The following is a 25,069-nucleotide window of genomic DNA, read 5'->3' as shown; positions in this document are numbered from 1 at the left end:
CTTTGGTGTCTGCCCGGGAGAAATCCGGCTGAGACCTCCGGTGGCATCAGGACATAAGTCCGAAATGCCTGTGTCCGTGGAGGCCAACCGGAAAGGAACTAAAGAATGGCTCTGCCAGATTTCAGCATGCGCCAGCTTTTGGAAGCTGGTGTTCACTTCGGCCACCAGACCCACCGCTGGAACCCGAAGATGGCGCCCTACATCTACGGCGCCCGCAACAACATCCACATCATCGACCTGTCGCAGACGGTGCCGCTGCTGCACCAGGCCCTGAAGCAGGTGTCCGACACCGTCGCCAAGGGCGGCCGCGTGCTGTTCGTCGGCACCAAGCGCCAGGCGTCCGACATCGTCGCCGACGCGGCGCAGCGTTCGGCCCAGTACTATGTCAATTCGCGTTGGCTGGGCGGCATGCTCACCAACTGGAAGACGATCTCGAACTCGATCCAGCGCCTGCGCAAGCTCGACGAGACGCTCTCCGGCGAGGCCCAGGGCCTCACCAAGAAGGAGCGCCTGAACCTCGACCGCGAGCGCGAGAAGCTCAACAAGGCTCTCGGCGGCATCAAGGACATGGGCTCGACGCCGGACCTGATGTTCGTCATCGACACCAACAAGGAAGCGATCGCCATCCTCGAGGCCAAGCGCCTCGGCATTCCGGTCGTGGCCATCATCGATTCGAACTGCGACCCGGACAAGATCGACTTCCCGATCCCCGGCAATGACGACGCGGCCCGCGCGATCCAGCTCTATTGCGACCTGATCGCCAAGGCCGCCATCGACGGCATCGCCCGTCAGCAGGGCGCGCTCGGCGTCGACATCGGCGCTTCGGCGGAGGCTCCGGTCGAGCCGGCGCTCGACGCTCCGGCCGCAGAAGCTCCGGAAGCTTGATAAGGAAGGCCGGATCCCGGCCTTCATCTTTCCAATAAGTTGGCGCGCTAAAGCGCTTTTGCCGAGCGCATCACCCGAGTCCCGGTTGGTGCGTCGGCGCATTTGAGACAAAGAGGCGACAATGAGCATTTCGGCTGCACAGGTCAAAGAACTCCGCGACTTGACCGGCGCGGGCATGATGGACTGCAAGGCGGCGTTGAACGAGACCAACGGCGACATGGAAGCGGCCGTCGACTGGCTGCGCAAGAAGGGTATCTCCAAGGCCGACAAGAAGGCCGGGCGCACTGCCGCCGAGGGCCTGATCGGCGTCGACGCCGGCGTGCGTGAGGCGGCCATCGTCGAGGTCAATTCCGAGACCGACTTCGTCGCCCGCAACGAGCAGTTCCAGCAACTGGTCCGCAATGTCGCGAAGGTCGCGCTCGCCTATGGCGCAACCGAAGCGGTTGCCGCCGCCAAGTATCCGGGCTCCGACAAGACGGTCACCGAGACCGTCAAGGACGCGGTCGGCACCATCGGCGAGAACATCAATTTCCGCCGTTCGGCCAAGCTCACCGTGCCGCAGGGCGTGGTGGCGACCTATGTCCACAATGCGGTTGCCGATGGGCTGGGCAAGCTCGGCGTGCTGGTTGCGATCGAGACCACCGGCAACGAGCATGCCGCGAACGCCTTTGCCCGCCAGGTTGCCATGCACGTCGCCGCCACCAACCCGGTGGCGCTGACGGCCGAAGAGGTCGACCCGGCGCTGATCGAGCGCGAGAAGGCGATCTTCTCCGACCAGGCGCGCCAGTCGGGCAAGCCGGAAGCCATCATCGAGAAGATGGTCGAGGGCCGGCTGCGCAAGTTCTACGAAGAGGTGGTGCTTTTGAAGCAGGCCTTCGTGCTCAATCCCGACATCACCGTCGAGAAGGCGCTGAAGGATGCCGAGAAGGAGATCGGCGCTCCGGCGAAGATCACCTCCTATCTGCGCTTCGCGCTGGGCGAAGGCATCGAGAAGGAAACGACCGATTTCGCGGCGGAAGTCGCGGCCGCGGTCAAGAAATAGCTCCGATCCGAGAGGAGCGCGCGGCGTTTCCTTAAGGTGACGAGCTCACGAGCTCAGGCGACTCGGCCGGGTGTCCGCATGGACGCCCGGCCGATTTCTTGTGCGGTATCGATAAAGGCCCTGAGCTTCGGCGCCATCGACGCGCGGCGCGGGAAATAAAGGAAAAGGCCAGGCTCCTCGATCGCCGTCTGCGGCAGGATCTGGACGAGGCGCCCGGCGGCAAGGTCGGCGCGCACCAGCGGCTCGAAGACGTAGGCGAGCCCGACGCCGGCCAGCGCCAGATCGACGGCGCCAAGCGAATCCGTGACGACGGTCGTGCCGCGCGTCTCGACAACGACATCCTTGCCGTTGTCGTTCAGGTCCCAGCGGTAAAGCGCGCCTGACCGAACCAGCCGGTAGCCGATGCAGTTGTGATTGGCGAGATCGGCCACGTCGCGCGGACGCCCGCGCTTTGCGACATAGGCGGGAGAAGCAACAATCACGGCTTTGAACGGTGGCGTCATCCTGACGGTGACCATGTCCTGCGCGATCATTTCACCCAGCCGGATGCCGGCGTCAAACCCTTCCCCGACGATATCGATAAGTCCCTGATCGGCAACGATCTCGACCGTCACGTCGGGATAGCGTTCCCCCATCGCCGCGACCACCGGCGTCACCGCCAGGGGGATCGCTATGTTGGAGGCGTTGATCCTGAGCAGGCCGGCGGGCCTTCCCTTCACGCCTCGAATGCGGTCCATCCGCTCGGCGATGTCTTGCAGGGCAGGGCCCGCAGTCTCCACCAGCGCTTTGCCTGCCTCGGTCAGCGAGACGCTGCGCGTCGTGCGCGCAAAGAGCGGCTGGCCGATGCGCTCCTCCACCAGCCGCACCGCATGGCTGACGGCAGACGGGCTCATGCCCAGCTCAGCCGCGGCAAGCGCGAAGCCGCCGCGTCGGGCCACGGCGACAATGACCGGAAGGTGTGTGAGCAGATCGCGATCCATTCATGAATGATATCGCACAGTCTTTGCGAACAATGCAATCTTATCGATGCCCCTGAGCCGGCTCATATTGGCTTCAACACATCGGCGGCGGGCTGATGGCCAAGGAGAGACCAAATGAACGCGTTGAGACATGTAACTTTTGCCGCAGGAATGGTGCTGGCGCCGGTCGATGCCGGCGGTGCCGAACCGGCCGGCTGGCAGGCCCTTGCCGACGAGCGTGCCGTCATCCGCATCGCCGACGCCATCGACCGCGCGGTGGATGCGCAGGACTGGAAGCTGGCGCGCAGCTATTTCGCCGAGCGTGTCACCGCCGATTTCAGCAGCCTGTCCGGCCAGCCCGCGGCCAACATCGCGTCCGACGACCTGATCGGCGCCTGGGCGGGCAACCTCAAGGGCAGCAAGACCAGCCTGCATCTGCGCACCAACCATGAGGTCGTGCTCGAAGCCGATGCCGCGACTGTCCGCTCCAATGGCTATGCCTGGAACCGGATGGAAGGCAATGGCGATCCGCTCTGGGAAGTCTGGGGCATCTACGAGCACCACCTGACGCGCTCGGCTTCCGGCTGGAAGGTCGACGGCTTCACCTTCCGCATGACGCATGAGCGCGGGAATCCCTGGGTCAAGGCCACCCCCGGCCAGTGACCGGCAGGAAATCAGTTCAGAATCGGGAGACCACCACCATGACCATGACCTATTACACGCTTGGCAACAGCGGCCTGCGCGTCAGCCGGCTGGCGCTCGGTACCATGACCTTCGGCACCGAATGGGGCTGGGGCGCGGACAGGGACACAGCCCGCGCGATATTCGACGCCTATGCCGAAGCGGGCGGCAATTTCTTCGACACGGCCGACCTCTATACTGGCGGTACCGCCGAGACCTGGCTCGGCGAGTTCGTCGCCGAGCGCGGCCTGCGCGATAAGGCGGTGATCGCCACAAAATTCACCATGAATTCCGAGGCCGGCAATCCGAATGCCGGCGGCAACGGCCGCAAGAACATTATGCGGGCCGTGGACGCCTCGCTGAAACGGCTCGGCACTGACTATATCGACCTTTATCTTCTGCATGTCTGGGACAGGATTACCCCGGCTGAGGAGGTGCTGCGCACGCTGGACGACCTCGTTCGCGCCGGCAAGGTGCGCCATATCGGCCTCTCCGACGTGCCGGCCTGGTATGCCGGCCGCGCCCAGGCGATCGCCGAACTGCGCGGCTACGAGCCGGTCTCGGCGCTGCAGCTCGAATATTCGCTCGCCGAGCGCGCCATCGAACATGAATATGTGCCTTTCGGCACCCGTCATGGCGCCGGCATCATGGTGTGGAGCCCGCTGGCCAGCGGGCTGCTCAGCGGCAAATACAAGCCGACGCAAGCCGGAAGGGCCGGGCGGCTCGACGGTTTCCGCAACACCACGCATCCCGGCTTCCAGAAGTTCAGCGACCGCAACTGGGCGATCGTGGCGGAACTCGAGAAGGTGGCGGCCGAGCTCGGCCGCAGCATGGCCCAGGTTGCGCTCAACTGGGTGGCGACGCAGCCAGGCATCGCTTCCGTCATCCTTGGAGCGACGAAGCTCACTCAGCTGCAGGACAATCTCGGCGCGCTCGATTTTTCGATTCCCGCCGAGCTTCGGGCGCGGCTGGAAAAGGTCAGCGCCATGCCGGCGCCGTTCCCGCATTCCTATTTCGGCTCCGAGATCCAGGTCCGGGTGACCGGCGGCGCCGTGACCGGCGACAAGCCGGCCGGTTATTCGCCCGCGGTCATGATCGAAGGCGAGGCGGTCAGCGTCTCCAGCCGTTGATCAAAGAGGCGGCAACTGACCGAAAAAGCCTGGAATTTTGCACGAGGGCGCGGCGTGACATCGCCGCGCCCTTCGTGTATCGGGTCAACCCGTCATGACAGCATCGCCGGATGAAGCGGGGGCGGTTTTGCCTCCAAAATTGTCGCGCCGAGATATTCGAGGAATGAGATGACGGTGAAGCCCCTCTATCGACGTGTCGTGCTGAAGGCTTCCGGCGAAGCGTTGATGGGCGAGCAGCATTTCGGCATCGATGTCTCCGTTGTCGACCGCATCGCCGCCGACATTGCCGAGGCGCGCGCGCTGGGCGTCGAAGTGGGTGTCGTCATCGGCGGCGGCAACATTTTTCGGGGCGTGGCTGTGGCCTCGAAAGGCGGCGACCGGGTCACCGGCGATCACATGGGCATGCTCGCCACCGTCATCAACTCGCTGGCGCTGCGCACCTCGCTCAACAAGATCGGCGTCGATGCCGTTGTGCTTTCGGCGATCGCAATGCCGGAACTTTGCGAGAGCTTTTCCCAACGCCAGGCGACAGCCTATATGAACCAGGGCAAGGTGGTCATTTTCGCCGGCGGCACCGGCAATCCGTTCTTCACCACCGATTCGGCCGCGGCCCTGCGCGCCGCCGAGATCGGCGCCGATGCGCTGTTCAAAGGCACGCAAGTCGACGGGGTCTATTCGGCCGACCCCAAGAAGGACCCGAACGCGGTCCGTTTCGACCGCATCAGCCACGCCGAAGTCATCAAACGCGGGCTTGCGATCATGGACACAGCCGCGATTGCACTTGCGCGTGAAAACAACATTCCGATAATCGTCTATTCGATCCACGAAAAAGGTGGTTTCGGCGATATTCTAAGGGGCGGCGGCCATTGCACGGTCGTCGCGGACAAATAAGCGAGGCCGGCATCCGTTGAACGGTACCGCGGACGGCACGACGGCATAAGCAGTGAACCCGGCGAACGGGTCGAGGAGATGATCATGAGTGGCGAGTTCGAAGACCTGAAGCGACGCATGGACGGGGCGATCGCCGCCTTCAAGCACGACCTGGCGTCGCTGCGCACCGGCCGAGCCTCCAGCAACCTGCTCGACGCCGTCCAGGTCCAGGCCTACGGCACGACGATGCCGATCAACCAGGTGGCCAACGTGACGGTGCCGGAGCCGCGCATGATTTCGGTCTCGGTCTGGGACAAGTCGATGGTCAGCGCGGTCGACCGCGCTATCCGCGAAGCCAATCTGGGCTTCAATCCGATCGTCGACGGCACCAATCTCAGGATCCCGCTGCCGGAACTCAACGAGCAGCGCCGCAAGGAACTGGTCAAGATCTCGCATGGCTATGCCGAGAACGCACGCGTCGCGGTGCGCCATGTCCGCCGCGACGGCATGGATTTCCTCAAGAAGGCTGAGAAGGACGGCACCATCAGCGAGGACGATCAGCGCAAGCGGTCCGACCAGGTCCAGAAGCTGACCGACGAGATGATCAGCACCATCGATCACCTGCTTTCCGATAAGGAAGCTGAAATCATGCAGGTTTAGGGTCGGGACTTTCCGGCTCGAAAGCGAGACTATGGCAACGCCCGCGCATGTCGCGATCATCATGGATGGAAACGGACGCTGGGCCAAGGCGCGCGGCTTGCCGCGCCTTGCGGGACACCGCGCCGGCGTTGAGGCCCTGCGCAAGACGGTCCGCGCCGCACCCGAGCTCGGCATCTCCTATCTGACGGTCTACGCATTTTCATCGGAGAACTGGTCGCGGCCGAAATCCGAGGTCAGCGACCTCATGGGGCTTTTGAAGCTGTTCATCCGCCGCGATCTTGCCGAACTGCATCAGAACGGTGTGCGGGTGAGGGTGATCGGCGACAAAGAGGGGCTGCAGCCCGATATCCGGGGGCTGCTGCAGGAGGCCGAATCGCTGACCGCCGGCAATGAGGCGCTGACACTGGTCATCGCCTTCAATTACGGCGGCCGCGACGAGATCGTGCGCACAGCGCGCAAGCTGGCGGAGGCCGTCGCGCGCGGCGACATGGCGAGCGAGGCGATCACGGCCGAAAGTTTTGCCGCATCGCTCGACACAAAGGGCATTCCCGATCCCGAGCTGGTGATCAGGACCAGCGGCGAGCTCAGGCTGTCGAACTTCCTTCTCTGGCAGGCTGCCTATAGCGAGCTCGTTTTCCTGCCTTGCTATTGGCCGGACTTCAGCCGCGAGCACCTGGCCGACGCCTTGCGCGACTTTGCCGGCCGCGAACGACGCTTTGGCGGGCTCGCCGCCCGCGATGTCGCGCTTTAGGCGCCGCCACGCATGAGCAACCTCCAGCAGCGCGTCATCTCGGCAATCGTGATGGCGGCTCTGACGCTTGGGCTCACCTGGCTCGGCGGATTGCCGTTCCGGCTGTTCTGCGCCGCAATAGCGGCGCTGATCTTCTATGAATGGACGCGCATGGCGCGCGCCGGGAACGGCGCGGCGCTCGGCTTCCTGCCCGAAGCACTGATTCTGATCTTCGTCGGCGCCCTGATCGCCGGCCTGCCGGCCTTGTGGCTGCTGCTCCTCGTCGCGATCCTGGTGGCGGTCGCGGCCATTGTCGCTCGGACCAAGGGGGCCGCGCCGTGGGAAGCCTCGGGGGTGGCCTACGCAGCACTATCCGGCTTTTCGCTCGCCTATCTCCGTGACGACAATCATTCCGGGCTGATTGCGATTCTCTTCCTGTTCGCCGTGGTCTGGGCAACCGACATAGCTGCCTATTTCGTCGGCCGCGCGGTCGGCGGCCCGAAGCTCGCGCCGTCAATCTCGCCCGGCAAGACGCAGAGCGGCGCGCTGGGCGGCGCCGTCGGCGGCGTTATCGCCGGAGTTTTGCTCTCAATCGCAGCCGGCGCCGGCAATCTCGTTCAGCTTGGCCTGGTGGCGCTTGCTCTGTCGATCGTTTCGCAAGCCGGCGACCTGTTCGAATCATGGGTCAAGCGCCGGCACGGCGCCAAGGATTCGAGCAATCTCATTCCCGGCCATGGCGGGGTCATGGACAGGGTGGACGGGCTTGTCGCGGCCGCGTTCGCACTGTACGTCATGGGCTGGGTCGCGGCGGGCGCCGAGCATCCGGCATTGGGGCTTTTTCTAAACTGAACGACACAGCAGTAAGGCGAAAAATGGCGCGCGCCACCGATTCGCCCGGATTGATGCCACAGTCGCGGTGGAATGTCGTGTGCGGGCGAATTTGAGGGCATGACTTGAACGACATCTTTCACGCGGTTTTCAGCACGCAAGGCTTCGTCCTTGGCACGCTCGTGCCGTTTTTGTTCGTGCTGACCGTCGTCGTGTTCGTCCACGAGATGGGCCACTATCTGATCGGCCGCTGGTGCGGCATCGGCGTGAAGGCTTTTTCCGTCGGCTTCGGCCCCGAGCTCTTCGGCTTTTACGACCGCCGCGGCACGCGCTGGAAGCTTTGCGCCATTCCGCTTGGCGGCTACGTCAAATTCGTCGGCGACATGAATGCGACGTCGAGCCAGCCGAGCACGGAGGAGATCGAATCGCTGACGGATGCCGAGCGCGAGGTCGCCTTCCACACGCAACCGATCTGGAAGCGCGCCGCTACCGTCGTTGCGGGGCCGCTGTTCAATTTCCTGCTGACGATCGCCGTATTCGCGGTGCTGTTTTCCCTCTATGGCCGTCCGGTCCTGGAGCCGATGGTGGCCGAGGTGACCGCCGGCAGCCCGGCGGAAAAAGCCGGAATCCGGCCGGGCGACCGATTCGTCAAAGTCGATGGCAGCAAGGTAGAGACCTTCGCCGACGTGCAGCGGCTGGTTTCAGGCCGGGCTGGCGACGCCATCACCTTCACCATGCTGCGCGACGGCAAGGAAATCGACGTTACGGCCGCGCCGGAGCCCATGGAGCAGCAGGATGCACTGGGCAACAAGGTCAAAGTCGCGGTCATCGGCGTCGTCAACAACGCCGAACTCGGCCAGCCGCGCCTGATCTCCTACACGCCGGCCGGCGCCGTGGTGGCGGCGGTCGAGGAAACCGGGCACGTGATCGAGCGCACCGGCCAGTTCCTGCAACGCTTTGCGCTTGGACGCGAGGACAAATGCCAGTTGGGCGGTCCGATCAAGATCGCGAAGATGTCGGGCCAGGCAGCCAAGCTCGGCTTCGAGTGGCTGGTGCAGCTTGTTGCATTTCTGTCAGTCGGAATAGGATTTCTCAATCTGCTGCCGATTCCCCCCCTCGACGGCGGCCACCTGTTGTTCTACGGCGTGGAGGCCGTCATCAGGCGGCCCGTTTCGGAGCGAACGATGGAGATGGCCTACCGGACCGGGTTGTTCCTGGTGCTCGGATTCATGGGCTTCGTATTTTGGAACGATCTGTTTGGATGCTGAAATCATGAAGAAATTTGGCTTCAGCTTCGGTCATATTGAGATGCCGTTTACCATGCGTGGGGATATGCGTGACGCGAAAGCCACGCGGTACGGTTAAGTAAATACAAATTAACCGGGAGCCTTGCGTGTAGGGAAAATCCGGTTAATACGGTAAGGGAAAATACCGCACGTCCGGTTTTCTCGCCGTGGGGACTACGAGAAAAAGGTACAAAAGCCCGATGAAGGCAGCATCCAAGTTTCTGAGCGCCGCTTCCGCGGCGGCTTTGTCCGCCGCTCTGGTCGTGCCAGGCGCGCTCGCAGTGCAGTTCGCCGCCACGTCGGTGGCCGAGGCCGCGGTCATTTCGCGTGTCGAGGTCAGCGGCAACCAGCGCGTCGATGCGGAAACCATCCGCAATTACATTTCGATCAAGCCGGGCAAGCCTTTCTCCAGCTCCGATATCGACGACGCCGTCAAGGCGCTGTTCGGCACAGGTCTGTTCTCGGACGTTCAGATCAACCAGGTCGGTTCGAGCCTGGTCGTCAAGGTTTCCGAATACAAGGTCGTCAACCAGGTCCTGTTCCAGGGCAACAAGAAGATCAAGGACAACGCGCTTCAGATGGGTATCCAGCTGAAGCCGCGTGCAACCTTCTCGCAGCAGGCGCTGGACGCCGATGTCGAGGCGATCAAGACGGCTTACAAGCGCATTGGCCGCGACGACGCCGCGGTGACCACGCAGGTCATGGATCTCGGCGACAATCGCGTGAACGTTGTCTTCAACATCAACGAAGGCGGCCGCACCCAGATCGCGGCGATCAACTTCGTCGGCAACCACGCTTATTCCAGCCGCCGCCTGTCGGACGTCATCAACACCAAGCGCTCGTCCTGGCTGTCCTTCGTGCTGCGCGACGACGTCTATGACGAGGACAAGCTGCGCGCCGACCAGGAGCTGCTGCGCCGCTTCTACTACAATCACGGCTATGCCGACTTCCAGGTCGTCTCGGCCGTCGGCGAGCTTGACGACGCCACCAACAAATACACGGTCACCATCACCGTGCAGGAAGGCGATCGCTATACGTTCGGCGACGTCAGCGTGGAAAGCACTATCCCGGAAGTCGATTCGAAGTCGCTGGAATCGGCGGTCGAAACCCACAAGGGCGACGTCTACAATGCCAAGGACGTCGAGGATTCGATCGTCGCGTTGACCGAGAAGGTCGCGGGTTCGGGCTACGCCTTCGCCCAGGTGACGCCGCGCGGCGACCGCAATTTCGAGAACCACACCATTTCGGTTGTCTACACCATCGACCAGGGCACCAAGGCCTATGTCGAGCGCATCGAAATCCGCGGCAACGACCGCACGCGCGACTATGTCATCCGTCGCGAATTCGACGTCAGTGAAGGCGATGCCTTCAACCAGGTTCTCATCCAGCGCGCGAAGAAGCGGCTGGAAGCCCTTGATTATTTCCAGTCTGTCGACATTTCGACCGTCCCCGGCTCGGCGCCGGACCAGGTCGTGCTGGTGGTCACCGTGGTCGAGAAGTCGACCGGCGAATTCTCGATCGGCGCTGGTTATTCGACTGGCGGCGACACGCCCGGCCCGTCGATCGAAGGCTCGATCACCGAGCGTAACTTCCTCGGGCGCGGCCAGTACATCAAGCTGTCGGCCGGCGGCGGCAGGCATTCGCGCGACTATGCCATTTCGTTCACCGAGCCTTACTTCCTCGGCCGGCGTATTGCGGCGGGCTTCGATATTTACAAGTCCACCCGCGAATACGATCACTACGACACAGACACAACCGGCGCGACGATCCGCTTCGGCCTGCCGATCACCGACAACGTTTCGACGCAGCTGGCGTACAATATCTCGCAAGAGAAGTATTCGATTGCTGATAACTGTCTGACAGGCGGCGTGTATGTTCCTGGCAGCCCATGCACGATCTCTCCGGCCATTATTGAGGGTGTCGGCGAGAGCCCTTGGCTAAAGTCATCGGTCAGTTTGGGCTTGGTCTACAACACCATCGATGACATGAAGAACCCGCATGAGGGTCTCTACGTCACTGGTGTAACCGAAGTTGCTGGTCTCGGCGGCGATGCTAAGTGGGTCAAAGTGACCGGGCGTGCAAGCGTGTATCAGACGTTGTCGGAGCAGCTCGACCTTGTCGGCCTCGTTTCTGGCGGCGCAGGCTACATTGCGGGCTATGGCGACAACGGTCTGCGTATCTTCGACCAGTTCCAAAGCAACGATCGCATGATCCGCGGCTTTGAGTATGGCGGCATCGGCCCTGTGGATCCGCTCACGGGCGATCATCTCGGCGGCACGACCTATTTCAATGCGTCGGCCGAAGCGCAGTTCCCGCTGCCTGTCATTCCAGAAAGCTTCGGCTTGCGTGGTGCCGTGTTTGCCGATGCGGCAACGCTTTACGGAACCAAGATTACTTCGGTTGCGCAGGAATCGACGGACATGAAGCTACGCGCCTCGGTCGGTGTCGGCCTGATGTGGGCGTCGCCGTTCGGCCCGATCCGCATCGACTATGCGATCCCGGTCAAGAAAGAGTCGACCGACGACGTGCAGGAATTCAACTTCGGTATCGCGACCCGCTTCTAACTTTGTGGTTGCGATGGTTCCGGGCCGGATGACGGCCCGGAGTGGACCGATCCAACCCAGCTGGATATTACTTCTGGAATGACCGATCCGGTGTTCTTCGCGCCTTCACGCCGGTACACGGCTGGCGAGGTCGCGAATCTGACCGGCGCCAGCCTGTTCGATTCCGATCAGGCCGAAATTGCCATCGAGGCGCTGGCTCCCGCCAACGAGGGTGGCAACGGCGCGCTCGTCTTTGTCGACGGCAAGCGCAATTTCGCCTTGATGCCGTCGCTCAGGGCGGCCGCGGTGCTATGCCCCGCCGATTTCGCTAGCAAGGCGCCGCCGGGCATCGCGGTGCTGATGCATCCGCGCCCGCAACAAGCTTTCGCGATGGTCGGGCGCCTGTTGTTTCCGCAGGCTGCGACTCCGGGGCCATTGACCGGAGAAACCGGCATATCGCCCCATGCGTTTATCGATCCATCCGCGCATATCGAGGACGGGGCGATCGTAGAGGCAGGCGCCGTGATCGGTGCCGGCGTATCCATCGGCAGCGGCACGGTCGTTGCGCCCCACGCCGTTGTCGGCCGTTCCTGCCAGATCGGCCGCGACGGCTTCATCGGCCCCGGCGTCAGCATTCAATATGCGCTTATCGGCAACCGCGTCATCATCCATGGCGGCGCCAGGATCGGCCAGGATGGTTTCGGCTTTGTCGGCGGCGCCAAAGGGCCTGAACGCGTCCCGCAGATCGGCCGCGTCATCATCCAGGACGATGTCGAGATCGGCTCCAATTCGACTGTCGACCGCGGCGCGATGTCCGACACCGTCATCGGCCAGGGCACCAAGATCGACAATCTGGTGCAGATCGCCCACAATGTTCGCATCGGCCGCAATTGCATTATAGCTGGGCTTTCGGGTATTTCCGGTTCCGTCGTCGTCGGCGACAATGTCACCATGGGCGGCGGTGTCGGCCTCGCCGATCATCTGACCATCGGGCCAGGAGCCAAGCTTGCTGCGAGAAGTGGATTCATGAACAACGTGCCGGCAGGCGAGGTCTGGGGAGGTTACCCGGCGCAACCCATGGCGGAAGCCATGCGCGAGATAGCGATGCTGCGCAGGATGGCCAGGACGCGCAAGCAAGGCGACGGAAATGGCTGATACGGTGGCAACTTCACTCGACGCGGTCGACATCATGGGGCTTATGAAGCTCCTGCCGCACCGCTATCCGTTCCTGCTGATCGATCGCATCGTCGACATAGACGGCGACGAGTCCGCAGTCGGCATCAAGAACGTGACCATCAACGAGCCGCATTTCCAGGGCCACTTTCCCCAGCAGCCAGTCATGCCCGGCGTGCTCATCATCGAGGCGATGGCCCAGACCGCAGGCGCGATCTGCATTCGCAGCCTCAACACCGAGAAGCCGTCGCTGGTTTATTTCATGACCATCGACAACGCGAAATTCCGCAAGCCGGTCGTTCCAGGCGATCAGCTCAGGATCCACGTCAAGAAGATCAAAAAACGCGGCAACCTGCTGAAATTCGCCTGCGAGGCGATGGTTGACGGCGCGAAAGCCGCCGAAGCCGAGGTTTCGGCCATGATGGTTACCGGCTGACGGTTCGAAATGCTCATGAAAGTCGCGACATCCATCCATCCTTCCTCGGTCGTCGAAGAAGGAGCCAAGCTCGGCGAAGGCGTCCGTATCGGACCCTTCTGCCATGTCAGCGCCGATTCGATCCTCGGCGACCGCGTCGAACTGGTCAGCCATGTGTCGGTGATGGGCGCCACGTCCATCGGGGCGGGGACAAAGGTCTATCCGATGGCGACGCTCGGCGCGCCGCCGCAAAACACCAAGCACAAGGGCGGTCGCACTACTCTGGTCATCGGAGCGAACTGCACCATTCGTGAAGGCGTCACAATGCATGTCGGCACCGACACCAGCCGTGGCGAGACGACTGTCGGCGACAACGGCAACTTCCTCGCCTATGCCCACATCGCCCATGATTGCGTCGTCGGCAAGAACGCCACCTTCGCCAATGGCGCGACGCTGGGCGGACATTGCGAGATCGGCGACAACGTCTATATCGGCGGCCTGACCGCCGTTCATCAATTCGTGCGCCTCGGCGATAATGTGTTCATCGGCGGCTGCGCGGCGGTCGTTGGCGACGTCATTCCTTATGCCATCGCCGCCGGCAACCGCGCCAAGCTGCGTGGGCTGAACATCATAGGTCTCAAGCGCGCCGGCCTGCCGCGTTCCGAAATCTACCTGCTGCGCAAGGCTTATAGGACGATCTTCGATCGTTCCCGCACCGTCGGCGAGAATGTGGAACTCGCCAAGGCCGAGTTCGCCGGGTCGCCAACGGCCATGAAGATCATCGATTTCATCACAAGTCGCGGCAAACGGCACTTTGCCGTCCCATCGCTCAAGGGCGACGGCGACGACGACAGCGGCGATGACGAGGGCTGAGCCGGCCAAGGCAGGGCTCGTACTCGCGCCGGGCTCCAGGGTCGGCATCATCGCCGGTGGGGGCAGCCTGCCCGTCGAAGTTGCCGATGGTCTGCTCAAGCAAGGTTTTGTGCCCTTCGTGATCATCGCCGAGGGTGAGGTCGACCGCGAGGCGGACTTTTCCGCCTACGAGCGGCAGACGCTGGCACTGGAAGATATCGGCCTGCTGCTTCCCTTGTTGAAGCGCAATGGGATCACGCATCTCGTTCTTGCCGGCGAAATCAAGCGCAGGCCGCGTTTGAGCAAGATTCGACCGACACTTGGCTTGCTGGCCATAATACGTTCCGTGATCAGAGCGCTGAGACGCGGCGACGACGGCTTGCTGAAAGTGTTGACCCGAAGCCTTGAAGATCGGGGCATTGCGGTGGTCGGCGCGCATGAGGTCGTTCCCGAACTGACGGCCGGCGAAGGCACGTTGACGGCGGCTCGTCCAAACCAATCCGACTGGCGCGACATCAAAGCCGGGCGCGCCGCCGCCAAAGCCATTGGCGCGCTCGATATCGGCCAGGCGGCGATTGCGATAGGAGGTCGAGCCATCGCGCTGGAAGGCATCGAGGGCACTGCCGGCCTGCTCGACAGAACGCGGGAATTGCGCAGCCACGGCAGGCTGGCCGGCAAGGCGCGCGGCGTACTGGTCAAATGCGCCAAGCCTGGGCAGGAGCTGCGCGCCGACTTGCCCTCCATCGGCCCGCAGACGATCGAAGCCGCACACGCCGCCGGGCTGGCCGGCATTGCGCTGGAAGCCGGCCACGCCCTAATTCTCGAAGGTCCGGAAACGCTGGCGCGCGCCAATGCTCTCGGCCTGTTCATCATCGGCCTGCCCGCCATGGAGGCGTCCAATGGGGAGCCGGCTAATGGTCGCTGACAAGCCGCTCAAGCTCGCGATCGTCGCCGGCGAGGAATCCGGCGATCTGCTTGGCGCCGACATCGTGCGGGCGCTCGAGCGCACGACGGGCCGCAAGGTGCAGCTCGTCGGCATTGGTGGCCGCCACCTGCAGCAACTGGGGCTGACCCCACTCTTCGATGGCGGCGAGATCGCGCTGATGGGCTTCAGCGCGGTGCTGCGCGACCTGCCGCGGCTGATGCGCCGCATCAGCCAGACGGCGGCGATGATCGCGGCCGAGCGGCCCGATTGCCTGATCACCATCGACAGTCCGGACTTTTCGCTGCGTGTCGCAAAGAAGATCCGCGCAACGGCACCGGCCATTCCGATCGTCCATTATGTCTGCCCGAGCGTATGGGCCTGGCGGCCGGGCAGGGCGGTGGCGATGAAGCCCTATGTCGATCACATCCTCTGTATCCTGCCGTTCGAGGTGAAGGCGCTCGCTCGTCTTGGCGGACCGCCGGGCACTTATGTCGGCCACCGGTTGACGCAGGATCCGGGCGTGCTTGGCGCCGCCAAGGCGCAGAGCCAGCCGCGCGATCTCGCCGACGACCGCGTCAAGACGGTGCTGGTGCTGCCCGGCTCGCGCCGCGGCGAGGTGCGGCGGCTGATCGAGCCCTTCGGCAAGGCGATGTCGGCGCTGCGCCAGCGCGGCCACCGCCTGCGCTTGCTGTTGCCGACGGTGCCGCATGTCGCCGAGCTGGTGAAGGCCTCGGTCGCGAGCTGGGACGACAAGCCGGAAATCATCACCGAGCCGGACCGCAAATGGCAGGCCTTCGGCAAGGCCGACGCGGCGTTGATCGCGTCTGGGACGGTTTCGCTGGAACTGGCGCTCGCGGGCGTTCCGATGGTTTCCTGCTACAAGCTCGACCCGATCGCGCGCCAGCTTCTGCAGCATATGGTGACGACGTGGTCGGCGCTGCTGCCCAATTTGATATCCGATCGCGCGCTGGTGCCGGAATTCTACGATCAGTATGTCCGGCCGGAGAACCTGGCGCGGCAGCTGGAAGCCCTGTTTGCCGACACCGGCATGCGCGCCTGGCAAAAGGCGGGCTTTGCCGAGATTGCCCGGCGCATGGCGACCGATCGGCCCTCGGGCGAGATCGCCGCCGAGGTGGTGATGGGGTGCATAAAGAGAGTGAATAGGGAGTAGCGAATAGCGAATAGGGCTGTGTCGGCTTCGCCCGTTTCCCCTATTCGCTACTTGCTATTTCGCTATTCGCTCAATTACCTTTTCGCAATCGGCACGTAATCGCGTTCCGTAGCGCCGGTGTAGAGCTGGCGCGGCCGGCCGATCTTCTGGTGCGGATCCTCGATCATTTCCTTCCACTGCGCGATCCAGCCGACGGTGCGGGCGACCGCGAACAGCACGGTGAACATCGTGGTGGGGAAGCCCAGCGCCTTCAGCGTGATGCCGGAATAGAAGTCGACATTCGGGTAGAGCTTCTTTTCGATGAAATACTCGTCGGTCAGCGCGATCTTTTCCAGCTCCATCGCGATGTCGAGCAGAGGATCGTCCTTGATGCCGAGCTCGCCCAGCACCTCATGCGCGGTCTTCTGCATGATCTTGGCGCGCGGATCATAGTTCTTGTAGACGCGGTGCCCGAAGCCCATCAGCCGGAACGGGTCGTTCTTGTCCTTGGCGCGGGCGATGAACTCGGGGATGTGATCGACATGGCCGATCTCGCCCAGCATGTTGAGGGCCGCTTCGTTGGCGCCGCCATGCGCCGGACCCCACAGGCAGGCGATGCCGGCGGCGATGCAGGCGAACGGGTTGGCGCCCGACGAGCCGGCCAGGCGCACGGTCGAGGTCGAAGCGTTCTGCTCGTGGTCGGCGTGCAGGATGAAGATGCGGTCCATGGCGCGCGCCAGCACCGGATTGATCTTGTATTCCTCGCACGGCACGGCAAAGCACATGTGCAGGAAGTTGGCCGCGAAGCCGAGATCGTTCTTCGGGTAAATGAAGGGTTGGCCAATATGGTACTTATAGGCCATCGCCGCGATCGTCGGCATCTTGGCGATCAGGCGCATCGAGGCGACCATGCGCTGATAGGGGTCCGAGATGTCGGTCGAGTCGTGATAGAAGGCCGACAGCGCGCCGACCACGCCGCACATCACCGCCATCGGATGCGCGTCGCGGCGGAAGCCGGTGAAGAAGCGCGACATCTGCTCATGCACCATCGTGTGGCGCGTCACGCGATAATCGAAGTCGTCCTTCTGCGCCTTGGTCGGCAACTCGCCGTAGAGCAGCAGATAGCAGACCTCGAGGAAGTCGCCGTGCTCGGCGAGCTGATCGATCGGGAAGCCGCGATGCAGCAGGATGCCGGCATCGCCGTCGATGAAGGTGATCCCCGATTCGCAGCTCGCGGTGGAGGTGAAGCCGGGATCGTAAGTGAAGGCGCCGGTGGTGCTGTAGAGCGAACCGATGTCGATGACGTCCGGCCCGACCGTTCCGCTTCGCACCTTTAGTTCGTGCATCTTGCCGGCGAGCTCAAGCCTGGCGGCCGACTCGCGCTTTTTGCTGCCCGGTTCCGGTTTTGTCGCAGCTTCGCTCATTCTCAACTCCTTTTGTTCCTCATGCCGGCAAGGCAATTCCTGCAAACGACACGTCGAAGTCACCGGAATGCGCGAACTCGCCACCGCATTTTAGGAGGTGCGTGCCAGATTGGGCCAAGCCCAATGTTGCACTGCGAAACATACCTTTCAATGCCAATCTTCTTGGGCCAGCTCGCTCCTAATCGATTTGATCTCCAATGCGCGCCAGGCTTTCCTGACGGCCCAGCACGGCAAGCACGTCGAACACGCCGGGCGAGGTGGTGCGGCCGGTCAGCGCGGCTCTCAGGGGCTGCGCCACGGCGCCCAGCTTGTGCCCGCCGGCCTGCGCGAAGTCGCGGATCGAAGCCTCGGCCGAGGCGGCGTTCCAGTCGCCCTGAACAGAAGACAATGCACCATGCGCGCCGCGCAGAATCGCGCGCGCATCCGCGTTGAGCAAGCCCGCCGCCTTCTCGTCCAACGGCAACGGCCGCTCGACGAACAGGAACGCCGCGCCGTCGACCAGTTCCACAAGCGTCTTTGCCCGCTCCTTGAGGCCGGGCATGGCGGCAAGCAGTTGCGCCTTGCGCCGGTCATCGAGCTTTGCCGCGAGCGCCGGGCCGCCTTCGAGATAGGGCAAGGTGGCGACGAAGATGTCGAACAGCGCCCGGTCGTCCATCTTGCGCATATGGATGCCGTTCAGCGCCTCGAGCTTGGCGAAGTCGAAGCGGGCCGCGCCCTTGTTGACGTCGCCGATGTCGAACCAGGCGATCATGTCCTTAATCGACATCACCTCGTCGTCGCCATGGCTCCAGCCGAGCCTGGCCAGATAGTTGAGCAGAGCCTCGGGCAGGTAGCCCATGGCGCGATATGCCTCGACGCCGAGCGCGCCGTGCCGCTTCGACAGCTTGGCGCCGTCGGCGCCGTGGATCAGCGGGATGTGCGACATCGACGGCACATCCCAGCCCATGGCGTTGTAGATCACTGTCTGGCGCGCGGCATTGGTCAGGTGATCGTCGCCGCGGATGATGTGGGTGACGCCCATGTCGTGATCGTCGACGACGACGGCATGCATGTAGGTTGGGACGCCATCGGAGCGCAGGATGATGAAGTCGTCGAGATCCTTGTTGGGGAAGCGCACCTCGCCCTGCACGCGGTCGTTGACGATCGTCACGCCCTCGGTCGGTGCCTTGATGCGGATCGCGCCCTTGACGCCTGCGGGCGCCTCGGATGGGCCGCGGTCGCGCCAATGGCCGTTGTAACGCGGCGGCAGGCCCTTGGCACGTGCGGCCTCGCGCATCGCCTCCAGCTCCGCCGGCGTCTCATAGCTGTAATAAGCCTTGCCCATGCGCACGAGCTGCTCCGCCACTTCGCGGTGACGCGGCGCGCGCTCGAACTGCGAGACGGCTTCGCCATCCCAGGAGAGGCCAAGCCAGGTCAGCCCGTCGAGAATGGCAGCCGTAGCGGCTTCGGTGGAGCGCTCGCGATCGGTATCCTCGATGCGCAGCAGCATCGTGCCGCCGGTGTGCTTGGCATAGAGCCAGTTGAACAGCGCCGTGCGCGCCCCGCCGATATGCAGGTAGCCTGTAGGCGAGGGGGCAAAACGGGTGACGACCTTGTCGGACATGGAACTCTCGAGGAAGCGCTGAAAAATGCATGTTTCGCGCAGACTTCCACGCGACCGGCGTTCATGTAGCATAGGCGGTCTGGGGCGCAAGGGGCAGACCCGATGGCTGGACGTGGCCGGGGCGCGGAGGAGGGCGGGGGAACGACAGCAGGCGTAAGCGAACGCCTGATGTTTGCTCATGCCGTGCCCGAAGAGGGAACGCCGCTTTCGCTTCCGGCGCCGCGTCCGCCAGCCGGGCTTCTGCCGACTGGGGGCGGCACGTTACCGCCAGCCTCGCCGACAGCCAACGACGGCCGGATCCGCAGACAGCTTGGCCGCGCTTCGCTTCCTGCTCTGCGGCGAAGCATTGGCACGGCGGCCACCACCGAGCTCGACCGCGGCGTCGGCTTTCTGCTGGTGCCGGTGTTCCTGGCAGCCGGCGTGATCTGTTACTTCTCGCTGAGCGCCGAGCCGGACCTCTACAGGCCGCTCGCGGCGGTCGCCCTGATGGCGGTCTGCGCGGCGGTCTCGCGTTCCCGGCACAGAACGCACCTTGTCTTCATGGCGGCGTTTTTCTGCGCCTTGGGCTTTCTCGCGGCCAAGGTGGAGACCTGGCGGATGGCGACCCCGATGCTGGGTTCCGAAATCCAGACACGGCTGACGGGCCGCCTCGTCACCGCCGAGGCGATGGCCAACGGCCGTGTCCGGCTCACCATAGATCTGATATCCACGGAGCGTCCGAAGCTGCGCTACGCGCCGGACCGCATCAGGCTGTCGGCGCGCAGGATCCCGTCCGGCATGTCGGCCGGGTCGATGCTGACCGGCTATGCCAAGCTGCTGCCGCCGACAGGTCCGGTTCGGCCTGACAGCTACGACTTTTCCTTCGACAGCTATTTTGCCGGCATCGGCGCCAGTGGCTTTTTCCTGGGCGATCCGAAACTTGTCGCGCCGACCCCGAGTGCGCCAACGGAGGTGCCGTTTGGCGCACGCGTGGCATCGGCCGTAGAAAACGCACGCGAGGGAATTGCCGACCACATCAGGAGCAGCATCGGCGGTTCCGAGGGCGAGATCGCGGCGGCGCTGATCGTCGGCGTTCGTGCCGGCATTCCGGAAGCCATCAACGAGTCGATGCGGCGGACCGGCATCTACCACATCATTTCGATCTCCGGCCTGCACATGGCGCTGGTCGCCGGCACGATCATGGTCCTGCTACGCGGCGCCTTCGCGCTGTTTCCGGATTTCTCGTCGCGCCGGCCGGTGAAGAAATATGCCGCTGGCATCGCGCTGGCGTCGATCGCCGCCTATCTCGTGATCTCCGGCATCGTGGTGGCGGCCGAGCGAAGCTTCATCATGCTTGGCGTGATGCTGGTCGCCGTGCTTTTCGACCGCGCAGCGCTGACCATGCGCAACCTGGCGATCTCTGCCATCGCTGTCATCCTGGTCTCGCCGCATGAAGTGGTCGGCCCGAGCTTCCAGATGTCCTTCGCTGCCACCGCCGCCCTGGTCGGCGCCTATGCCGGCTTTGCCGACTATCGCGCCGGCAAAACGACCGCGCCGCCGGCAAAGCGTTCGTTTCTCGGGTTCCTATCGCGAAAACTGGCGATTGGAGCGGGTGGCGCCGCCGTGACGTCGCTCATCGCGGGCAGCGCGACATTGTTGTTTGCCATCTGGCACTTCCAGCGGGTGTCGCCGCTCAGCCTGCTGGCCAATCTGGCGGTGATGCCGATCGTCTCATTGGTCGTCATGCCATTCGCCGTGCTGAGCGCGCTGGCCATGCCCTTCGGCTTCGACGGTCCCTTCCTCTTTGTCATGGGCAAAGGCCTGACGGCGATGATCACCATTTCGGCATGGATTTCCGAGCGCTCACCGGTCGACGCCGTGGGGCTGATCTCGATCCAGTCGGTGCTGCTGGCGACGGTCGCGCTGGTCATCGCGACGATGGCTACCACCTGGCTGAGGCTTGCCGCCGTTCCTTTCGCGCTCGCTGCGCTGCTGGCCATTCCGCATGTCCGCACACCGGACGTGCTTATCTCGGAGGATGCGCATCTGGTGGCGATGCCGATCGGCGGCGGCGAGCTTGCCGTCAATCGCGAGCGCTCCAACGAGTTCACCACCGACAACTGGAAACGGGCGCTGAAAGCCGAGGAGATCGTGCCGCCGGAAAGGTTCGCCAGAGATATGCTGGACATTGCCGATCCCGTCGACCTGCCGCCCGGCTCGCCCTTCTATTGCACCGGTGATCTCTGCATCGGCCGGCATCCTTCCGGCGCGATCGTCGCGCTCGCCGAGACCCGCGACGCCGCCCGGCCGGCCTGCGGTTTCGCCGACCTCATCGTCATCAACGACGCCACGGCCTATAACCCATGCCGCGATCCGCGTGTGCTCGTCATTACCAAGCGGCAGCTGGCGCGCGACGGCAGCGCCGCCGTCTTCTTCGATCCGCAATCGGCAACCGCGCGGCCAACCGTCCGCTACGCGGTCGTAGAACCATACCGACCCTGGCACGAGCAGCGGAAATACACGCGCGAGGCGAGGGGACTGGCGCCCTATAAGCAGCCGGAAAAACCAGCCGCCGCACCGGCCCAATAGATTGTCGTTCGGGCGAAGACGGCGAGCCGTTCTGCTCAGTAGCGGCGGATAAGTCCCACGAGCTTGCCCTGAACCTTGACCCGGTCCGGTCCGAAGATCCGGGTCTCATAGGCCGGGTTGGCAGCCTCGAGCGCGATCGAGGCACCCTTGCGGCGGAAACGCTTAAGCGTCGCCTCCTCATCGTCGACCAGCGCCACCACGATCTCGCCCGGGCTTGCGGTGTTGGCATTGCGGATGATGACGGTGTCGCCATCGAAGATGCCGGCCTCGATCATCGAGTCGCCCTTGACCTCCAACGCGTAATGCTCGCCGCCCATGATCATGTCCGGCGGCACCGAGATCGAATGCGTCTGGTGCTGGATGGCGTCAATCGGCACGCCGGCGGCGATGCGGCCCATCACCGGAATGGATACGGCCGCCGCGGCCTCGTCGTCATTGCTTGGCGTCGGAGTGCGCGATGGCGTCGTCGGCTTGACCTGGCGACTGAGATTGCCTTGGCCGCCCTGGATGACGCTTGGCGAAAACTTCTTCGCGGCATTCAGGCCAGGCGCGATCGAGTCGGGCAGGCGCAGCACTTCCAGCGCGCGCGCCCGGTTCGGCAGCCGGCGAATGAAGCCGCGTTCTTCCAGCGCCGTGATCAGCCGGTGGATGCCGGACTTGGAGGCAAGGTCGAGCGCCTCCTTCATCTCATCGAATGATGGAGGAATCCCGCTCTCCTTCAGGCGTTCATGGATGAACATCAGGAGTTCATGTTGTTTGCGCGTCAGCATCGGCGGCCCCCACGGGTTCTGAAACCAGAATCAGAAAAACAAACCCAGAACAAACACTATCTGTTCCAGTTGTGTTCCGCAACCGTTTAAAGTTTAGTGAATTTGTTAAGGCTGCCGAAACAATGTCGCATCCGGTGATGCCCTGGCCGCCCCTTGTAGGACAGCGGCATTGATTCCGCTCGATTTTGGAGCTTCGTTAAGCTGAAACAAGAGCCGACACGATCACGAAGCCGCGGATGGGATCACGTCGGCTCGTTCCGTAAGCGCGCGGCACCGTGAACGAAACGAATCCAAAATGCCAACCTTGGCGAAGTTCCGATCCGCAGTCTTCGCCGTCTATGGACCAGCTAACACAGGACCAAAGGTTCTTGCCCTGTCGCCGAGGGTGGTGAGACAACCCCCTCGGCCAGATCGAAATGGAGGCGGCAGCACAATGAGGGGAATTCCTGATCTCGCCGAAGTCGAGGCGATGGATGCCGCGGATCCGCTGCGCGCCATGCGCGATCGCTTCGTCTTGCCGGAAGACGTCATATACCTCGACGGCAATTCGCTGGGCGCCGCTTCGGTGGACGCCTTCAGCGAGATCGAGACTGCCGCGAGGCAGGAATGGGCGCGGGATCTCATCCGCGCCTGGAACACCGCCGGCTGGTTCGATATGCCCATCGAGCTGGGTGACCAGCTAGGACGGCTGATCGGCGCGAAACCCGGCCAGACGGTCGTTTGCGACACGACTTCGATCAACATCTACAAGGTCCTGCATGCGGCACTTACAATGCGGCCCGAGCGTTCGGTGATCGTTGCCGAGGGCGACAGCTTTCCGACCGACCTCTACATGGCGGAAGGCGTCGCATCGACGCGGCCCGGCACGGTGCTGCGGCTCGAAGGCGCCGATGCCCCGACGATTGAGGAACTGGTCGACGATCGCGTCGCGGTCATTCTGGTCAACCACGTCAACTACAAATCCGGCCGGCTGCGCGACATGGCGGCGCTCACCCGCAAGGCTCAGGAAGCCGGCGCGCTGATCGTGTGGGACCTCTGCCACACGGCGGGTGCGCTGCCGGTGGATCTCGACGGCTCTAATGCCGATTTCGCCATTGGCTGCACCTACAAGTATCTCAATGGCGGGCCGGGCTCGCCAGCCTTCATCTACGCCGCGAACCGCCACCATCGCGACATTCGCCAGCCGCTCAGCGGCTGGTGGGGCCATGCCCGGCCTTTCGCGTTCGAGCAGGGCTACGCCGCGGGCACGGGCATCCGGCGGTTCCTTTGCGGAACGCAACCGGTGCTGTCGATGCGCGCGCTGAAAGGGGCGCTGGATATGTGGAACGATGTCGACATCAGGGCCGTGCGGAGAAAAAGCGTCGCACTGACGGACCTGTTCATCCGGCTTGTCGAAGCCAAATGCGGCGGCTTCGGTCTTGAGCTGGAGAGCCCACGCAACGGCGCCGAGCGCGGCAGCCAGGTGTCGTTCGCCCATCCGCATGGCTATCAGGTGATGCGTGCCTTGATCGAGCGCGGCGTGATCGGCGATTTCCGCGCGCCATCCACCATTCGTTTCGGCTTTACGCCGCTCTATGTCGGCTACCGCGATGTCTGGGATGCGGTCGAGATGCTGGAGGACATCCTGCGGACTGGCATCTGGCAAGACGCACGCTTTGCCGTCAAAACAACCGTCACCTGACTTTGAATCGGCGATGCCGAACAAATGACCTGATCGCGGAGACACCGTTGCTGGGACATCGTATTGTCGATTGGGATGACGCCTATGCAAACGGCGCCAATATCGCGGGCGGCGACCGCTGGCCGGCGGCGTGGGATCGGCCGGCGCGGGCGTTTCGCGAAAGGCTGCTGTCAGAGGGCAGGGCGCGGCTCGATGTTGTCTACGGCGAAGCGCCGCGCAATCGCTTCGACCTGTTTCTCCCGTCTGCGGCGCCAAGGGGGCTCGTCGTGTTCATCCACGGCGGCTATTGGATGGAGTCAGACAAGAGCTCCTGGTCGCATCTGGCTGGAGGCGCGCTCGGCCGCGGCTTTGCCGTCGCCATGCCCTCCTACACGCTGTGCCCGCAGACCAGGATCGGCGGCATAGTCGGCGAGGTCGCTGCAGCGATCGAGAAGACGGCGGCCATGGTCGATGGTCCGCTGATGCTGACCGGGCACTCGGCCGGCGGGCATCTCGCCAGCCGGATGGCGACCACGGCCTCACCGCTATCATCCGATGTGGCGCGGCGCATACGCCAAGTGGTTTCGATTTCAGGCCTGCACGACCTTCGGCCGCTGATGTTCACCGCGCTGAACGAGACCCTGAACATCGACGAGCCGGAAGCGCGGAGCGAAAGCCCGGCATTGTTGCGGCCTCGACAGGGAGCCTGCATCACCTGCTGGGCCGGCGGCGGCGAGCGTGCGGAATTCCTGCGCCAGAGCGCGTTGCTCGCCAACATCTGGACCGGGCTCGGCGCCTCCACCCGTTCAGTGGTCGAGCCGGACCGACATCATTTCAACGTTGTCGATGGCCTCGCCGACCCAGATCATCCCCTGACCCGTACGTTGGTCGACGAATAAGAGTTACGATCGACTT

At 63.7% G+C, this 25,069-nt stretch carries 22 protein-coding genes; 18 read left to right on the top strand and 4 right to left on the bottom strand.

The features are described 5' to 3' along the window. Positions 1-105: 105 nt before the first annotated feature. On the top strand, positions 106-885 hold the full coding sequence (gene rpsB / locus LB538_RS20150; protein WP_095765354.1) for a 30S ribosomal protein S2: 780 nt from the start codon (positions 106-108) through the stop codon (positions 883-885). Positions 886-1,006: 121 nt separating this feature from the next. After that, a complete protein-coding gene (tsf, locus tag LB538_RS20145; protein ID WP_224528763.1) occupies positions 1,007-1,927 on the top strand; it encodes a translation elongation factor Ts in 921 nt (306 codons plus the stop codon). 53 nt (positions 1,928-1,980) lie between these two features. Here the strand turns inward: tsf and LB538_RS20140 are convergent, their stop codons facing one another. Continuing rightward, positions 1,981-2,907: a LysR family transcriptional regulator gene (locus LB538_RS20140; RefSeq protein WP_224528760.1), complete on the bottom strand. Its 927-nt coding sequence runs from the start codon at positions 2,905-2,907 to the stop codon at positions 1,981-1,983. A 114-nt stretch (positions 2,908-3,021) separates the two neighbouring features. On the opposite strand from LB538_RS20140, the gene LB538_RS20135 reads away from it, so the two are divergent. The 13 genes from LB538_RS20135 (at position 3,022) to lpxB (ending at position 16,150) form a co-directional block, all read left to right on the top strand. Continuing rightward, entirely contained in the window at positions 3,022-3,549 is a 528-nt protein-coding gene (locus tag LB538_RS20135; protein WP_224528757.1) for a nuclear transport factor 2 family protein, read from the top strand. A gap of 38 nt (positions 3,550-3,587) precedes the next feature. Next, the gene (locus tag LB538_RS20130; RefSeq protein ID WP_224528754.1) at positions 3,588-4,697 is read left to right on the top strand and encodes an aldo/keto reductase; all 1,110 of its coding nucleotides are present in this window, start codon (positions 3,588-3,590) and stop codon (positions 4,695-4,697) included. A gap of 168 nt (positions 4,698-4,865) precedes the next feature. Then, positions 4,866-5,588, top strand: a complete 723-nt coding sequence (gene pyrH, locus LB538_RS20125; RefSeq protein ID WP_095765617.1) for a UMP kinase — start codon at positions 4,866-4,868, stop codon at positions 5,586-5,588. 84 nt (positions 5,589-5,672) lie between these two features. Next, the gene (gene frr, locus LB538_RS20120; protein WP_095765618.1) at positions 5,673-6,227 is read left to right on the top strand and encodes a ribosome recycling factor; all 555 of its coding nucleotides are present in this window, start codon (positions 5,673-5,675) and stop codon (positions 6,225-6,227) included. 31 nt (positions 6,228-6,258) lie between these two features. After that, on the top strand, positions 6,259-6,978 hold the full coding sequence (locus LB538_RS20115; RefSeq protein ID WP_140545922.1) for an isoprenyl transferase: 720 nt from the start codon (positions 6,259-6,261) through the stop codon (positions 6,976-6,978). Between the two features lie 12 nt (positions 6,979-6,990). Beyond that, positions 6,991-7,806, top strand: a complete 816-nt coding sequence (locus LB538_RS20110) for a phosphatidate cytidylyltransferase (RefSeq protein ID WP_224528740.1) — start codon at positions 6,991-6,993, stop codon at positions 7,804-7,806. Between the two features lie 104 nt (positions 7,807-7,910). After that, positions 7,911-9,053, top strand: a complete 1,143-nt coding sequence (gene rseP / locus LB538_RS20105; protein ID WP_224528736.1) for an RIP metalloprotease RseP — start codon at positions 7,911-7,913, stop codon at positions 9,051-9,053. A gap of 218 nt (positions 9,054-9,271) precedes the next feature. Continuing rightward, on the top strand, positions 9,272-11,635 hold the full coding sequence (bamA, locus tag LB538_RS20100) for an outer membrane protein assembly factor BamA (protein ID WP_224528734.1): 2,364 nt from the start codon (positions 9,272-9,274) through the stop codon (positions 11,633-11,635). A gap of 78 nt (positions 11,636-11,713) precedes the next feature. Continuing rightward, a complete protein-coding gene (gene lpxD / locus LB538_RS20095; RefSeq protein ID WP_224528731.1) occupies positions 11,714-12,769 on the top strand; it encodes a UDP-3-O-(3-hydroxymyristoyl)glucosamine N-acyltransferase in 1,056 nt (351 codons plus the stop codon). Continuing rightward, on the top strand, positions 12,762-13,223 hold the full coding sequence (gene fabZ / locus LB538_RS20090; RefSeq protein WP_095765364.1) for a 3-hydroxyacyl-ACP dehydratase FabZ: 462 nt from the start codon (positions 12,762-12,764) through the stop codon (positions 13,221-13,223). The genes lpxD and fabZ overlap by 8 nt, the downstream gene beginning before the upstream one ends. 15 nt (positions 13,224-13,238) lie before the next feature. Continuing rightward, positions 13,239-14,075 (top strand): acyl-ACP--UDP-N-acetylglucosamine O-acyltransferase, encoded by an 837-nt coding sequence (gene lpxA, locus LB538_RS20085; protein ID WP_224528728.1) that lies wholly within the window; start codon positions 13,239-13,241, stop codon positions 14,073-14,075. After that, positions 14,062-14,979 carry an LpxI family protein gene (locus LB538_RS20080; protein WP_224528725.1) on the top strand — a complete coding sequence of 306 codons (918 nt, stop codon included), beginning with the start codon at positions 14,062-14,064 and terminating at the stop codon, positions 14,977-14,979. Before lpxA ends, LB538_RS20080 begins: the two co-directional genes overlap by 14 nt. After that, positions 14,969-16,150, top strand: coding sequence for a lipid-A-disaccharide synthase (lpxB, locus tag LB538_RS20075; RefSeq protein WP_224528716.1), 1,182 nt, complete (start codon positions 14,969-14,971; stop codon positions 16,148-16,150). Before LB538_RS20080 ends, lpxB begins: the two co-directional genes overlap by 11 nt. Positions 16,151-16,224: 74 nt before the next feature. On the opposite strand, the gene gltA is transcribed toward lpxB, so the two are convergent. Together gltA and gltX are read right to left on the bottom strand one after the other, a co-directional pair. Beyond that, positions 16,225-17,553 carry a citrate synthase gene (gene gltA / locus LB538_RS20070; protein WP_224528714.1) on the bottom strand — a complete coding sequence of 443 codons (1,329 nt, stop codon included), beginning with the start codon at positions 17,551-17,553 and terminating at the stop codon, positions 16,225-16,227. A 178-nt stretch (positions 17,554-17,731) separates the two neighbouring features. After that, on the bottom strand, positions 17,732-19,156 hold the full coding sequence (gene gltX, locus LB538_RS20065) for a glutamate--tRNA ligase (protein ID WP_224528713.1): 1,425 nt from the start codon (positions 19,154-19,156) through the stop codon (positions 17,732-17,734). A gap of 102 nt (positions 19,157-19,258) precedes the next feature. Here gltX and LB538_RS20060 point away from each other — a divergent pair, with 102 nt between their 5' ends. Further along, the gene (locus tag LB538_RS20060; RefSeq protein ID WP_224528710.1) at positions 19,259-21,724 is read left to right on the top strand and encodes a ComEC/Rec2 family competence protein; all 2,466 of its coding nucleotides are present in this window, start codon (positions 19,259-19,261) and stop codon (positions 21,722-21,724) included. A 35-nt stretch (positions 21,725-21,759) separates the two neighbouring features. Here the strand turns inward: LB538_RS20060 and lexA are convergent, their stop codons facing one another. Further along, positions 21,760-22,494, bottom strand: a complete 735-nt coding sequence (gene lexA, locus LB538_RS20055) for a transcriptional repressor LexA (protein WP_140721410.1) — start codon at positions 22,492-22,494, stop codon at positions 21,760-21,762. A gap of 433 nt (positions 22,495-22,927) precedes the next feature. Here lexA and kynU point away from each other — a divergent pair, with 433 nt between their 5' ends. After that, complete coding sequence (gene kynU / locus LB538_RS20050) at positions 22,928-24,175, top strand: kynureninase (RefSeq protein ID WP_224528706.1); 1,248 nt, start codon at positions 22,928-22,930, stop codon at positions 24,173-24,175. Between the two features lie 47 nt (positions 24,176-24,222). After that, a complete protein-coding gene (locus tag LB538_RS20045) occupies positions 24,223-25,053 on the top strand; it encodes an alpha/beta hydrolase (protein WP_224528696.1) in 831 nt (276 codons plus the stop codon). Positions 25,054-25,069 lie beyond the last annotated feature (16 nt).

Source organism: Mesorhizobium sp. Ca11 (assembly GCF_020165275.1).
GTDB lineage: Bacteria > Pseudomonadota > Alphaproteobacteria > Rhizobiales > Rhizobiaceae > Mesorhizobium.
The sequence above is the reverse complement of the archived record's forward strand: the minus strand, read 5'-3'. Positions and strand labels throughout refer to the sequence as shown.

Excerpts from the sequence above, each read along its gene's own strand:
- lpxA (WP_224528728.1), top strand. The coding sequence starts at position 13,239 with ATGAAAGTCGCGACATCCATCCATCCTTCCTCGGTCGTCGAAGAAGGA.
- bamA (WP_224528734.1), top strand. The coding sequence starts at position 9,272 with ATGAAGGCAGCATCCAAGTTTCTGAGCGCCGCTTCCGCGGCGGCTTTG.
- lpxD (WP_224528731.1), top strand. The coding sequence starts at position 11,714 with ATGACCGATCCGGTGTTCTTCGCGCCTTCACGCCGGTACACGGCTGGC.
- tsf (WP_224528763.1), top strand. The coding sequence starts at position 1,007 with ATGAGCATTTCGGCTGCACAGGTCAAAGAACTCCGCGACTTGACCGGC.
- lexA (WP_140721410.1), bottom strand. The coding sequence starts at position 22,494 with ATGCTGACGCGCAAACAACATGAACTCCTGATGTTCATCCATGAACGC.
- pyrH (WP_095765617.1), top strand. The coding sequence starts at position 4,866 with ATGACGGTGAAGCCCCTCTATCGACGTGTCGTGCTGAAGGCTTCCGGC.
- gltX (WP_224528713.1), bottom strand. The coding sequence starts at position 19,156 with ATGTCCGACAAGGTCGTCACCCGTTTTGCCCCCTCGCCTACAGGCTAC.
- LB538_RS20130 (WP_224528754.1), top strand. The coding sequence starts at position 3,588 with ATGACCATGACCTATTACACGCTTGGCAACAGCGGCCTGCGCGTCAGC.
- LB538_RS20115 (WP_140545922.1), top strand. The coding sequence starts at position 6,259 with ATGGCAACGCCCGCGCATGTCGCGATCATCATGGATGGAAACGGACGC.
- frr (WP_095765618.1), top strand. The coding sequence starts at position 5,673 with ATGAGTGGCGAGTTCGAAGACCTGAAGCGACGCATGGACGGGGCGATC.
- fabZ (WP_095765364.1), top strand. The coding sequence starts at position 12,762 with ATGGCTGATACGGTGGCAACTTCACTCGACGCGGTCGACATCATGGGG.
- rpsB (WP_095765354.1), top strand. The coding sequence starts at position 106 with ATGGCTCTGCCAGATTTCAGCATGCGCCAGCTTTTGGAAGCTGGTGTT.
- LB538_RS20060 (WP_224528710.1), top strand. The coding sequence starts at position 19,259 with ATGGCTGGACGTGGCCGGGGCGCGGAGGAGGGCGGGGGAACGACAGCA.
- gltA (WP_224528714.1), bottom strand. The coding sequence starts at position 17,553 with ATGAGCGAAGCTGCGACAAAACCGGAACCGGGCAGCAAAAAGCGCGAG.
- LB538_RS20140 (WP_224528760.1), bottom strand. The coding sequence starts at position 2,907 with ATGGATCGCGATCTGCTCACACACCTTCCGGTCATTGTCGCCGTGGCC.
- LB538_RS20110 (WP_224528740.1), top strand. The coding sequence starts at position 6,991 with ATGAGCAACCTCCAGCAGCGCGTCATCTCGGCAATCGTGATGGCGGCT.
- lpxB (WP_224528716.1), top strand. The coding sequence starts at position 14,969 with ATGGTCGCTGACAAGCCGCTCAAGCTCGCGATCGTCGCCGGCGAGGAA.
- kynU (WP_224528706.1), top strand. The coding sequence starts at position 22,928 with ATGAGGGGAATTCCTGATCTCGCCGAAGTCGAGGCGATGGATGCCGCG.
- LB538_RS20080 (WP_224528725.1), top strand. The coding sequence starts at position 14,062 with ATGACGAGGGCTGAGCCGGCCAAGGCAGGGCTCGTACTCGCGCCGGGC.
- LB538_RS20135 (WP_224528757.1), top strand. The coding sequence starts at position 3,022 with ATGAACGCGTTGAGACATGTAACTTTTGCCGCAGGAATGGTGCTGGCG.